Source organism: Metabacillus rhizolycopersici (assembly GCF_020075705.1).
Map to the genome: position 1 here is coordinate 23,889 of NZ_JAIQUM010000024.1, position 13,347 is coordinate 37,235.

At 35.6% G+C, this 13,347-nt stretch carries 11 protein-coding genes and 2 pseudogenes; 11 read left to right on the plus strand and 2 right to left on the minus strand.

Features of this window, described 5'->3' with window-relative positions:
* The first annotated feature begins 5 nt into the window (after positions 1 to 5).
* The 8 genes and pseudogenes from K9V48_RS12190 (at position 6) to K9V48_RS12225 (ending at position 7,737) form a co-directional block, all read left to right on the plus strand.
* Positions 6 to 1,622 carry an ABC transporter substrate-binding protein gene (locus tag K9V48_RS12190; protein WP_224139270.1) on the plus strand — a complete coding sequence of 539 codons (1,617 nt, stop codon included), beginning with the start codon at positions 6 to 8 and terminating at the stop codon, positions 1,620 to 1,622.
* 111 nt (positions 1,623 to 1,733) lie between these two features.
* On the plus strand, positions 1,734 to 3,215 hold the full coding sequence (locus K9V48_RS12195; RefSeq protein ID WP_224139271.1) for a glycoside hydrolase family 32 protein: 1,482 nt from the start codon (positions 1,734 to 1,736) through the stop codon (positions 3,213 to 3,215).
* 86 nt (positions 3,216 to 3,301) lie between these two features.
* Positions 3,302 to 4,264: a carbohydrate kinase family protein gene (locus K9V48_RS12200; protein WP_111615862.1), complete on the plus strand. Its 963-nt coding sequence runs from the start codon at positions 3,302 to 3,304 to the stop codon at positions 4,262 to 4,264.
* Between the two features lie 93 nt (positions 4,265 to 4,357).
* Positions 4,358 to 4,675: pseudogene (locus K9V48_RS12205) on the plus strand (glycoside hydrolase family 32 protein); the annotation flags it as partial.
* Between the two features lie 297 nt (positions 4,676 to 4,972).
* Positions 4,973 to 5,893 carry a sugar ABC transporter substrate-binding protein gene (locus K9V48_RS12210; protein WP_224139272.1) on the plus strand — a complete coding sequence of 307 codons (921 nt, stop codon included), beginning with the start codon at positions 4,973 to 4,975 and terminating at the stop codon, positions 5,891 to 5,893.
* Positions 5,890 to 6,180, plus strand: a complete 291-nt coding sequence (locus K9V48_RS12215; protein WP_224139273.1) for a hypothetical protein — start codon at positions 5,890 to 5,892, stop codon at positions 6,178 to 6,180. The genes K9V48_RS12210 and K9V48_RS12215 overlap by 4 nt, the downstream gene beginning before the upstream one ends.
* 27 nt (positions 6,181 to 6,207) lie before the next feature.
* Positions 6,208 to 6,381, plus strand: a complete 174-nt coding sequence (locus K9V48_RS12220) for an aspartyl-phosphate phosphatase Spo0E family protein (RefSeq protein ID WP_224139274.1) — start codon at positions 6,208 to 6,210, stop codon at positions 6,379 to 6,381.
* 398 nt (positions 6,382 to 6,779) lie between these two features.
* A pseudogene (locus K9V48_RS12225) lies at positions 6,780 to 7,737 on the plus strand (IS3 family transposase).
* A gap of 474 nt (positions 7,738 to 8,211) precedes the next feature.
* Here the strand turns inward: K9V48_RS12225 and K9V48_RS12230 are convergent.
* Complete coding sequence (locus K9V48_RS12230) at positions 8,212 to 8,346, minus strand: BA3454 family stress response protein (protein ID WP_224139275.1); 135 nt, start codon at positions 8,344 to 8,346, stop codon at positions 8,212 to 8,214.
* A gap of 964 nt (positions 8,347 to 9,310) precedes the next feature.
* Here K9V48_RS12230 and K9V48_RS12235 point away from each other — a divergent pair.
* Positions 9,311 to 10,312 carry a DnaD domain protein gene (locus K9V48_RS12235; protein ID WP_224139301.1) on the plus strand — a complete coding sequence of 334 codons (1,002 nt, stop codon included), beginning with the start codon at positions 9,311 to 9,313 and terminating at the stop codon, positions 10,310 to 10,312.
* A 28-nt stretch (positions 10,313 to 10,340) separates the two neighbouring features.
* Positions 10,341 to 10,481 (plus strand): hypothetical protein, encoded by a 141-nt coding sequence (locus K9V48_RS12240; protein ID WP_224139276.1) that lies wholly within the window; start codon positions 10,341 to 10,343, stop codon positions 10,479 to 10,481.
* 61 nt (positions 10,482 to 10,542) lie between these two features.
* On the opposite strand, the gene K9V48_RS12245 is transcribed toward K9V48_RS12240, so the two are convergent.
* Positions 10,543 to 11,424 (minus strand): LysR family transcriptional regulator, encoded by an 882-nt coding sequence (locus K9V48_RS12245; protein WP_224139277.1) that lies wholly within the window; start codon positions 11,422 to 11,424, stop codon positions 10,543 to 10,545.
* A gap of 585 nt (positions 11,425 to 12,009) precedes the next feature.
* Here K9V48_RS12245 and K9V48_RS12250 point away from each other — a divergent pair.
* Positions 12,010 to 13,347 (plus strand): aspartate aminotransferase family protein, encoded by a 1,338-nt coding sequence (locus K9V48_RS12250; RefSeq protein ID WP_224139278.1) that lies wholly within the window; start codon positions 12,010 to 12,012, stop codon positions 13,345 to 13,347.

Here is a 13,347-nt window from a genome sequence, read left to right on the forward strand (position 1 = left end):
TTAATATGAATAAAATAGGAAAATCAGTTTCAGTTATTCTTCTTGCAGGGTCGCTAATAGTTACAGGATGTAGCAGTAAGAGTAGTAGCAGCAATAAATTTTCATCCGAGGATTATAAACTCTCAGATGTATCATTTCCATTAAAAGAAGAAGTATCACTTAAGATTATGACCTCAAGCTCACCATTAGCACCTAAGGATCCAAATGAAAAATTAATTTTTCAACGATTGGAGGAAAAAACCGGAGTTCATATTGATTGGCGAAACTATACAGGCGATGTTTTTAATGAAAAAAGAAATTTAGCCATTGCCAGTGGGGAGCTTCCAGATGCAATTTTTAATTCAGGGTTTAGCGACTATGAATTATTAAAAAATGCCAAAGATGGTGTAATCGTTCCTGTCGAAGACTTAATTCAATATATGCCTAACTTACAAGCAGTACTTGAAAAAGCACCTCAATATAAGGCAATGATGACTGCTCCCGATGGCCATATTTATGCCTTTCCATGGATTGAAGAATTAGGTGAAGGGAAAGAAAGTATCCACTCTGTCGATGCTTTCCCTTGGATTAATATGGAATGGTTAACTAAATTAGGGTTAAAGATGCCAACAACAACTGAAGAATTAAAACAAGTACTAATTGCATTCAAAACACAAGATCCAAATGGAAATGGAGAAGCTGATGAGATCCCAATGTCTTTCATCATTAATGACGGCGGGCAAGATCCTCATTCATTATTCGGAGCTTTTGGTTTAGGTGATAACGGGGATTTTACAGTGGTAACCAATAATGATGAAGTAAAACTTTCAGCAGCTGATGAAAGCTATAAAAAAGCAATCGTATGGTTAAACGACTTATACAACGAAGGGTTAATCGATGTAGAGGCATTTGAACATGATTGGAATACGTATCTAGCAAAAGGAAGAGAAAATCGCTATGGATTATACTTCACATGGGATAAAGGAAATATCACAGGAATGGGCGACGACTACGATTTACTTGCTCCTTTAAAAGGACCTGAAGGACATCAAAATGTGGCAAGATCAAACGGAATGGGATTTGACCGTTCCCGCTTGGTCGTAACGTCTGCAAATAATAATCTTGAATTGACAGCAAAATGGATCGACCAACTTTATGACCCACATCAGTCTGTACAAAATAACTGGGGTACGTATGGGGATGAAAAGCACCAAAACATCTTTGAGTTTGATAAAAGCGCAAATTTGTTAAAGCACCGTCCGTTAGAAGGTAGCGCTCCAGTTGAGCTTAGAGAGAAAACATCTGTTGGTGGACCATTGGCTATCCTGGATAGTTACTATGGTAAAGTGACAACAAAACCAGAAGATGCTGCATGGAGATTAAATTTAATGAAGGAAGTAATGGTTCCTTATATAGAAGCTGAAAATATTTACCCTAGAGTATTCTTTTCTCTGGAAGAACTTGATCGACTTTCTACTATAGAAGCAGACTTATTTGCTTATGTTAAAAGAAAACGTGCTGAATGGATTGCAAACGGCGGCATTGAAAAAGAATGGAATGAATATTTAGATGAATTAGATCGACTAGGGTTGCAGGAGTGGTTAGAAATTAAGCAATCAGGATATGATAGAAACTCAAAATAATAGTTTTTGTCAATATATAATCTGTGGCTGTACAGATTTAAGTATAGTACAGCCTCGTTCTATTTAATAAGTTTATACATTTAATAGTCTATAAAAAAAGGAGAATGAATGATGAACAAAATATATAATGAAAAGCACCGCCTTCAATTTCATTTTTCACCGGAAAAAAAGTGGATGAATGATCCCAATGGGATGGTCTTTTTTAAGGATGAATATCATTTATTTTATCAATACCATCCATTTGGTACTACTTGGGGACCTATGCACTGGGGGCATGCAGTCAGCAAGGATATGATTCAATGGGAACATCTGCCGATCGCGCTTTATCCTGATGAGCATGGAGAGATTTTTTCCGGAAGTGCAGTAGTTGATTGGAACAATACCTCGGGATTTTTTGATGATGAGCCTGGCTTAGTGGCTATATATACAAGTGCTGATAATTATCCTAACTCTGATCGACCTCGCCAGCGACAATGCCTCGCATACAGCAAGGACAATGGTAGAACCTGGAGAACATATGAAAGAAATCCAGTTCTTTCAGATGTTAACATTACGGACTACCGGGATCCAAAAGTGTTTTGGCATGAAGAAACGAGTAAATGGATAATGATGTTGGCAACAGGTCAATCCATAAGTATTTATACATCTCCTAACCTAAAAGAGTGGGAATTTGCCAGTGAATTTGGGAATAATGCGGGTTCACATGATGGGGTCTGGGAATGCCCTGATTTGTTTAAATTACCTGTAGATGGTGACGATACTAATCAAAAATGGATCATGTTGGTTAGTATTGGAGATAATCCAAAATTTAAAGAAGGATCACGGACACAATATTTTGTCGGACAATTTGATGGTACTACTTTTTTAAATGATAATCCTGATGAACAAGTTCTATGGCTCGATTTTGGTCGTGATAATTATGCAGGTGTAAGTTGGTCTGATATCCCTGCACAAGACGGCAGAAGAATTTACATTGGATGGATGAGCAATTGGCGATATGCCAACCAAGTCCCAACAGAAGAATGGCGAAGTGCGATGACATTGCCCAGAGAGCTGTCGCTTACTTCTAGCAAGGAAGGAAATCGTATAGTCCAGAAAATCATTTCCGAAATTGACTCCATTAGAAATCATACAGAAGTTACTCAGGAGCTTACAATTGAATCTGACAGCCCTGTAACTTTTAATTTGACCAGTCCTTTAATGGAAGTGAATGTTAAGTTTGATAATAAGGATTCAAATTCATTTGGATTGATTTTTGAGAATTCTAAAAATGAAAGCATCATGATACAGTACGATACGGCAAGTGAAAAGCTAATGGTTGACCGGACGAAAGCTGGAGTCAATAGTTTCTCTGAATCCTTTGCTGCCTTACAGGAAACTGATCTGAAAATGGAAGACGGCAAAATCAATCTGCAAATCTTTATGGACACATCTTCAATAGAAGTACTAGCCAATGGTGGAAAAGCAGTTTGCACAAGCTTACTCTTCCCGAAACATCTGTATGAGAGAATAATCATCTTCTCAAATAAAGGAACGACAAGGGTCGCTCCATTGAAGCTCACCGAACTGAATTCAGTATGGGGTAAGTATTAGAAGCAATGCTCTGATCGGAACAATTGGGTTAGATCTTTGTTTTACCTCAATATAAAAGGGAAATCTATAAAGGTAGGTCGATTTAAGTGAAAAAAAATTCATCAATTCTATGTATTGGAGAATTACTTATTGATTTTTTCTGTACAGATGTGGACATAGATTTAGTTCAAGGCCGAAATTTTCAAAAGCAGGCTGGAGGAGCACCAGCCAACGTCTGCGTAGCTATTATGAAATTAGGGGGCAATGCCCAATTTAGCGGTAAAGTCGGCAATGACCCGTTTGGCTATTTTTTAAAGAAAACCTTAGAAGATGCTAAGGTTGATACGTCATTACTTGTTCTAGATGATGCCCATCCAACCACGCTGGCGTTTGTTTCCTTAAAGGCTGATGGAGAGAGGGATTTCGTTTTCAATCGTGGTGCCGATGGATACTTAACAGAAGACGAATTGCATATAGATAAAATCATGAAGAACAATATTCTTCATTTTGGTTCTGCAACCGCTCTATTGGAAAATCCTTTTCAATCCACATACCTAAACCTTATGAAGTTTGCAAAGGAAAGTGGGAAATTCATCTCCTTCGATCCCAATTTTAGGATTGACCTTTGGAAAGAAAGACGTTGCGACTTCATAGATTTAGCTAAACAGGGAATTAGTATTGCTGATTTTGTAAAAGTGAGTGATGAAGAGTTACGAATTATTTCAGGGGTTAATGATTTAAAAGAAGGAGTAGCTATCTTTCATCAAATCGGAGCGAAAGTTGTTTCTGTCACCTTAGGAAAAGAAGGAACGATGATTTCAAATGGGACAGAAATTGGAATTGTCCCGAGTGTTAAAGTCACTTCCATCGATTCTACTGGTGCTGGAGATGCCTTTGTTGGCGCAACCCTTTATCAGTTAGCCATGTCAGAATACCCGAAAACAGTATTAGTAGACTTCGACCAACTAAAAAAAATCATCTCCTTCAGCAATAAAGTAGGAGCATTGGTCTGTACAAAGGTTGGAGCAATCCCAGCACTGCCAACTAAAGAGGAAGTAAACAACATTTAATAGATGAAACAGCCTTTCTTGATTAATTTTGTAAATAGAGGAAGGAAGATAAAATCAATGAAAAATACTGAGATTAAACAATAATATTATACGGAAAGATATCGTCCACAGTTTCACTTCTCTCCAGAAGCTAAATGGATGAATGATCCAAATGGAAGGGTATTTTATGAAGGAGAATACCACTTGTTTTATCAGTACCATCCAAATGGAACAACATGGGGACCAATGTATTGGGGACATGCTGTAAGCAAGGACTTTATCCGTTGGGAACACTTTCCAATTGGGCTAAGGCCTGATGAACATGGTATGATTTTTTCTGGAAGTGCTGTTGTGGACTGGAATGACACATCTGGATTTTTTAATGGGAATTCAGGTTTAGTTGTAATTTTTGCTCATGCAGATACGTACCCCAAGTAATGACTAAAAAAGAATTGAACTAAATAATTATTGAATAAAATAGTGATGTGAGAAATTAATTTTTTACCAATCGTTTGTAATAATAATAAATTACAAAGTTTTAGTGGAGTTCTTAGTGTGAAGCAAATGAACAGACCATTAACAAAGCCTCATTTCCGTTGGAACAGGAATGGGGCTTTTAATAATATAAACAATAAGTCCACTTCGATTTAAATATTTTATGGAGATTTTGATATAAGAACGGGCTTGTTATGTGGAATTCTATCAAGAAAACTAGAGGAGGATTAAATGTTGAATAAAGGCTTAAAAGTTCTTCTTATCATCTTTGTTATTTCTACGATTTTAATAGGGTTTATATTTAAACCAGATGAAAAACCTAAAGTGGTTGTTGTTTTAAAAGAATTAGATACAGAGTATTGGCAATTTGTTAGAGCAGGAGTAGAAAGGGGATTTCGGGAATTTAATATAGATGGTGAAGTTATCGCACCTCGATTCGGATCAGCAAAATTACAGAACGCTTTGTTAAAAAAGGTTCTTAAAGAAAAACCAGATGTATTAGTTGTCTCTCCGTTTCTTTCATCTAATATTCCTATGTTAGCGCAGTTTGACAAAAAAAAAATTCCGGTATTGCTATTAGATACAGATTATCCTTGGGAAAATAAAACGTCTTATATTGGTACTAATAACCTGGAATTAGGGAGAAAAGCAGGGGCATTATTAGCTTCTAAACTACAGCCAGGTGATAAAGTGGCCATCATTGCTGGAGGAGGTGACCGGGTAAAAGGAGCAAAAATTAGTTTAGAAGCTGCAGGGATCAATATCACAGTAGAAAAATTAGGATTAGAAAATGAAGCTAAGCCAGTAAAGGAAGCAATGGAAACGATATTGTGGGATTATCCTGACCTTAAAGGTGTGTTTGCCACAACTGACATCATGGCAATAAATGCTTTTAAGGTCATTGAGGAACATGAATTGAAAATGCCAGTCATAGGTGCAGATGGAATAATTGAAATGATTGAGTTAATAGAAAATGAAGAGTTACCTGGTACAGTAGCACAAAATCCCTTTGATATGGGGTATTTAAGCATTGAAGCAGCAATGAAAGTTATAAATGGAGAAAAAGTTGATAGATTTATTGATAGTGATGTAGATTTTATCATCAAAGGTAATTCTAAACAGAGATTAGATTTTTTGGAAAATTTGTTGGAGTGAAGTTTCGCCATTGGTCATTAATAAAGTTAAGAGATTTTTACTGGAAGCAACCAGGTTGGAGCAAGAATAAACATACAAGAGTTGCATATCCAGAAGATCTTGCTTTACTTCTTTTATGGCATCCTTATAATGAGAGCGCATATCATCATTACGAGATTCCGAACGTACACTATACGGTTGTCACGGTGGCAGGCAAATGGGCGCCCGGGGAGATGACAGCTGGGGTGCTGGCGTATACTCTGTGGAGTAAAGTTATGAATCACAAACCTGATACAATAAACGGTTAAAGGCACTGAAGAATTGGGAGGATTTGTATGATCTCTACAGAGAGAGAGGAATTAGAATATAGGATCAATCAACAGAAAAAAGAATTGATCCAGATTGCTGGATTAACTGGTTTAAATAGCCCTAAGACTATTTGTTGCAGTCAGAAATTAGACCAACTCATCACGATTTATCAAAAACTTTCTAATAAAAAAAGAAGATAGAAATATGTTATTGAATGACAATTTATTTCCATTATTTTCGAAATTTATCTTCTTGTTACAATCAAAATTAAAGGACTTTATTGTTACTGCACATTTACGTCAGGTATGCTAGTGCAGTCAGTTCCATCATTAATCACCAAAGTAGAAATCCTTTTTGGTATGGATGATTTGTCATAAAAATTCTATAACAAGTTTTTAATGGATACATATAACAAAAACTTCTCAACATTACTTCTGTTAACTTAATAGTAAAAACCTATTGGGGTATTTTTGTTTTTGGATATTACTATAATTAGAAGTATCCCATATGACTTTTTCAAAATATTGGAGTTAGTATAGTTTCATGGACACGGTTTAGTTAACTCTCTATGATAATAATAAGAGAGGAAGTGTCCGGCATGGAATCAAGAAACAAGCGTAAATATAACGATGATTTTAAGAAAATGGTGGTGGAACTTTATCACACTGGTAGCTCGGTAAGTACGTTAAGCAGCGAATATGGCGTATCTGAAGTCACAATTTATAAATGGATTAAAGCTCTGACTCCAGTGAATGGTGAGGAAAATGGTCTAACGCCACAGGACATAACTGAAATCCAAAAAGAGAATCTTCGAATGAAACAGGAAATTGAAATCTTAAAAAAGGCTATGGCCATATTCGCCAGAAAGTAACCGATACCGAGCTATCAAACATGATTCACAATCAAAAAGAAGTGTTTCCCGTCCAGGTCATGTGTGAAGTGCTGGACATGCCAAGAAGCACTTATTATCAGTCTTTGATTAAAACAGAATCAGCACGTGACCGAGAAAACCGATTGAGGCTCGTGAAAACATACTACAACAGGACTTTTCTACGTCCAAATTAAACGAAAAATGGGTGGCCGATATCACCTATATCCACACTTTACGAGATGGTTGGTGTTATTTAGCTACGGTTTTAGATCTGTATTCTAAAAAAATCATCGGATATTCTTTCTCTCGTTCCATGACAACTGAACTTGTTTTACAGGCCTTAAACAATGCCGTTTCTATCCAACAGTCGGGACCTGGCTTCTTTTTACATACGGACCTTGGCTCTCAATATACAAGTGAAGATTTTAGCCAAGCGCTTAAAGAACAGGAAATCATTCCATCGTTTAGTCGCAAAGGCTGCCCGTACGATAACGCATGTATTGAATCTTTTCATGCCATTTTAAAGAAGGAAGAAGTCCATCACGTAACCTATTTAAATTTCGAATCAGCGAACGCAGCCTTGTTTCAGTTTATTGAAGGCTGGTATAATCGTCGACGTATTCACGGCCAATTAAACTTTCAGACGCCGCAAGAAGTCGAAGATCAGTTCTACCAATCTGCATGAAAAGTTAACTTATTTGTGTCCAAGATATTGACTCAGATCCAAAAGAGAACATATACATTGGAACGACAGAAGTGCAATAACAATTGCTTTATGTTTGATATGGACAACGAAATTATTAAAGCTTTAATCTAGAAGGAAATCTAAAACAAGGTCATTGCTGCACAGTACAAGGATACTATTCAATAGAAAAATGATATTCAACAATCGGGCGCGATTGTTAAATAAACACGTTTGTCCAAAGTATCATATTAGCAAATGACTGCTCTTACAGTGGGGGTTGCGGCGATCCTTTTTATTATTATTTTGAGTTTACGGAAACAATAAAGAAGTACCAGTTTTATCAATCTTGTCTTCATCTAATTGAACATCATATTCAAAGAATTTTGTTGAAAGGTATTGTTTTTTTAAGGTTTGGACGAAACCAGAGTCATCCAGTGTTAGAGGTAAAGAAAAGAACATTATAACCCATGTTGTTTAACTTGCCCATTGTTTCAGAACTTGTTCTTTTGCAATTTGATAAACTTCTTCTTTTGAATTGTTTTTGTTAGCTATTACATTGGTTTGATAAATTTTCCCCTTGAATGTTACGTTGATTGTATACATGTACATTTTGTTATTTCTCCTTCCATTATAGCTATATTATAAATGTGATTTTTAAAGTTCTGATGAATTTTATGTAAAGGTTTATTAAGTTTTACACCTCTTGTAAAGTAATAATAATTCGCTGAAGATAAGGGGGATGATGGGTGTTTTTTCATGACCTATCTTGCTTATTATTTTATTGGTTTATTACAAGAGGTTTGTAAGATAAAATTATGTTGGTTAAGCTTACCAGCTAATAGAAGTTATTTAGATTATTCCAGAATCGGGCGCGATTCTGGAATAACATAGGCGGAAACTGATCAAACCTTTTAGTGCCATAAAGACTTAAATGACTTTGATCAAATCTTTTATAAATCAACAAATTACTGTGAATTTATATTAGGAAAATGGCATCCACAGTGGCATGCATTTGGCAACAAAATTAAATTAACAATCAATAATTAACAATTAATAAAAGAAACAAAAAACCTGCAAATCCCTTGATATATAAGGATTTGCAGATACTGTCGGTAACAATCAATTATTATAAATAACACAAGGCTCGTCCTTGACAGGGAAGGGGGCGTGGGTTCGAATCCCTCACAGGTCATCCAATTGAATTATCAAAGTTTATACAATATTCAATCAAAATAAAAGTCTTGTAGAACTTCACTCAAATTTTGATTGAAAAACTCCGTTATTCTGAATTTCAGAATAACGGAGTTTTTTTATTTTTCTGAAGTATTTTGATGAAAAGGAAAAGATAAAAAAAAGCCAGCCATACAAGCACAGAGCAGAGAAAATGACCAAGAAGGAATCTGCTAAAATGATTTACGAAAGGTTTATAGAGTTTAAAGGAAAGCAAAATCTTCGCTCAGCCACTTTTGTCACAGAATATTCACATTTTTATGAATAACATACGCTCTTTTTTCTTCATTTTTCTATATATAGTCTATGAAAAGTATTCTAAGAAGAAGGGCAGTGGTTGAAGATGGCAAAATATCGAATGGTGAGGACAGATTTTTGGAAGAATCCGATTGTTTTAGAAGAGATGACCCCAGAGGATAAATATTTTTACCTCTATCTTCTTACAAATCCACATACGACTCAAATTGGAATCTATCAAATTACGAAGAAACAAATGGCTTTTGATTTAGGTTATTCAATTGAGAGTATTCAATCGTTAATGGAACGATTTATCGGGCATCACAAGTTGATTCGTTACAATCCTGAAACAAGAGAACTTGCTATTAAAAACTGGGGGAAAGAGAACCTGTGTAAAGGCGGAAAACCGGTCATGGATTGTATTTCTTCCGAATTAAAAGTGGTCGAGGATACCTCGCTTATTCCATATGTGTTGGAATCCATTCAAAAACAGGAAATTCGTAGCTTATATGAATCTTTTTGTGAGCCCAAAAAAATGTCTTCTGACAAGGAAATGAAAGACCGAAATGAACATGATACATATCTAGATACGGATGATGTTGACGATTCGTCTGTGTCACGTTATACGATACGGGGACAAAAAGAAAAAGAAAAAGAAAAAGAAAAAGAAAAAGAAAAACAACAACAAAAAGCTTTTAACCCCAATATAGAGAATATTCAAAAAATAGAGAATCAAATACAAAATCAAAAAACGAAAGATTTAAAAGAAATTGTTGAGTTTTGGGACAACAATGGATTTGGATTTTCAAACGTGAATGGTAAGCAGCAGCTGTTATCTTGGTTAGAAGATTCTAGCTTTTTACAGCCGAAAGCTGTGATTTTAAAAGCGATGACGATAGCCTGTGCTAATAACAAGCGAAAGTTGAACTATGTTGTTGGGATATTGAAAAACTGGGAAAATGAATCGTTACTGACCGTTGAAGAAATTGATGATGATCATGAGAACCAACATTCTTTACCAAAGCATAAGCAATCAACCGAATCTTTTCCTGCTGGAAGATACATTCCTAGTGGATTTGAACTTGATCTTACGGCAGGTGAAGAGTGATGAGTATTGCTTAGAGGTAAAGGGAGATATGGAGCAAAAAAAGAATGAACGAACAACCAGTCATTCTCTTTTAGATGCACCGAATAAAAGCATCATCTATAAAAAAGAGACAAGGTATTCACAATACCCTGACTCCAAAAGCTTTACAGCAATTATCTCAAACAATTAAAGATAAAGTTTTCTCACTCTTAAAACCGGAAACATATATCATCTATTTTGTGAGAAGGTACTCAGTTTTTCATTAATGGCCAAGCATTTTGAAGGAGTTCATTAAAGGTTTGAATATTAGGTTCTTCTGAGCGTACTTTCAAGTTGATAGAAGAGGTAATGATAGGTTCTAACACTTTTTGGAGAACGGTGATTGATCCATCCTTTAATTCATTTTTAATTGCATTTTCTCCTAAAATCGCATAGCCAGTACCGTTTAAAACAGCTCGCTTAATCGTTTCGTCACTTCCTCCGCATACAATTGTTGATTGAGGTTGAGTATCTATTTTTTTGAAAAATTGGTCTGCAATATGACTAAAGCTACAATCAATATTATAAGAGATAAATGGATTGTGACATAAAATTTCTTGTGAGCTTTTCCCTTTACTAAGCTCTGACGATATGACTAAAAGGGTCTGTTCTTCCTCTAAAAAGCTTTTGCTTAAGTCGATTTCATTACATTCACTCGCAATAATCGCTATATCTGCGACGTGATCTCTAACGCTTTGGATTGCATGAACACTATTTAATGGAAGGAGATTTAAGCGCACGTTAGGGTAAAGTTCTGTATATTGCTTTATTAAAGGTGAAAGATGATGGTTGCAATAGTATTCAGATGCAGCAACTGTCAGGACTCCAGCTGGTCCGTGGAGCTCTTCCATATCTTTTTCAATTTCTTCAACGAGTGTAAATAAGTTGTCTACATGATCCTTTAGTTTTCTTCCAGCAGCTGTTAGAAAAGTCTTTTTTCCTACTCTGGTCAAGAGAGTATGTTTAAGCTCTCTTTCTAAAGATTGTATTTGCAGTGTTATTGTTGGTTGCGTATATTTTAAACGCTTGGCGGCTTCTGTCATATTTAATTCTTTCGCTACAACCTGAAACGTTTTTAGATTTCTTAGTTCCATCCAGTCGTCTCCTCTTTATTTGCTTGAAAATCCACTTTCAATTTATTTTAACCATGTTGAATCGTCTCTTAGGAGTGTTATGGGGAATCAAAGATAAAAATGTCGTACTGTTAGTAACTTTATCATAATAATGATTTCCAAACTACTACTAGTAAATAGGTCCAAAATGGGCATCTTAATGACGAATAATGAAGTGATCATCTATAAAATTTTTCAATACTATAAGTGGCTAGTTACAAAAAGTATGATGTAAGAATCGGGTCTTTTATGATAAAAAACGTATTTTATTAGTTGAAAAACCTCGTTTTTGTATTAATTGGAAATGAAAGCTTCCCTTCTATTCTTTTTTACTATAAAAAATCCTAATGATTAATTATTGACGGAAACTTATAAATATGAAAAAATCATCATCAGTATTCACTGATGAACGATTTCTTTTTCTGAAAGTAATGTTATGTAAGGATAAGTGTTAAACATAAAATTTAATTGGAAAATTCAAAGGAGACATACATATATCCACTAAAAGAATGACTTATTCGGGATCGTGGAATAACTGTTTCGTTTAAATAGAAATTAGGAGCTGTAATGATGAATAATTGGACGTTATTAAATGAAGAAGGCCTTTTAGCACCAACGATGGCGAAAGACTTTCCAAATCTACCAGTTGTAAAGGCGGAGGGCTTACATTATATAGGAGTCGATGGTAGAAAATATTTAGATTTTACATCTGGAATCGCAACAGAAAATACGGGGCATAGACATCCTAAAGTGATTGCCGCTATTAAAGATCAAGTTGATAGCTTGGTTCATGGGCCTATCGGGATTATTAATTATGAATCAATTCTTCAATTAGCAAAGAAATTAAAAGAGGTTTTACCAGATCCATTAGATTGCTTCTTCTTTGGGAATAGTGGAGCTGAAGCAATTGAAGGAGCGGTGAAGCTTGCTAGACATGTGACAAATAGACCTTATGTTGTTTCTTTTCTTGGTGGTTTTCATGGAAGAACGATGGGAGCATTAAGCTTAACGACTTCTAAAAGTAAATATAGAAGAAATTTACCTGTTGGGGCAAATATGACGTATCAATTGCCATATGCACAGATTACTGAGACACCTGAAGGGCTAGACCCAGAAGTATATTGGTCTGAGCATGTTGAAAAGGATTTTGAGCGATTATTTAATCATCAAGTAGCTCCAGAGGAAGTGGCAGCCGTCATATTAGAGCCTGTACTTGGTGAAGGCGGATATGTGATTCCTCCAAAGGCTTGGTTACAAAAAATTAGAGAAATTTGTGATCGACACCAAATTTTATTGATTTTTGATGAGATTCAGACTGGTTTTGGACGAACTGGAGATTGGTTTGCTGCTAATCGATTTGGTGTGACTCCTGATATCATGGCGATTGCAAAGGGGATTGCTAGCGGATTACCACTTAGTGCAACAGTGGCATCAAGAGAGCTGATGGAGAAATGGACAGTAGGTAGTCATAGTACAACCTTTGGCGGAAATCCTGTAGCATGTGCTGCTGGATGTGCAACGATGGATGTGTTAAAAGAGGAAGGCTTAGTTGAAAATGCCCGAGTTTTGGGTGAGTATGCATTGAATAAATTAATAGAAATCAAAGAGAAACATCAAGTAATTGGTATTGTACGAGGGATTGGATTGATGATCGGTATTGAAATTATTCATCCAGTAACAGGTGAACCGAACGGAGAGGGATTAATGAAAATTCTTGAGAAGAGTCTTGAGAAGGGAGTCATTCTCTATTTAAGTGGTAATAAAGGTGAGGTTATTCGAATGATGCCGCCATTAAATGTGGATAAAGAACATTTGGATCAAGGAATTGCAATGCTTGATGAAGCAATAACAGAATTAGAATTAGAATTAGAATTAGAATTAGAATTAGGAATTGGAGACAAATAA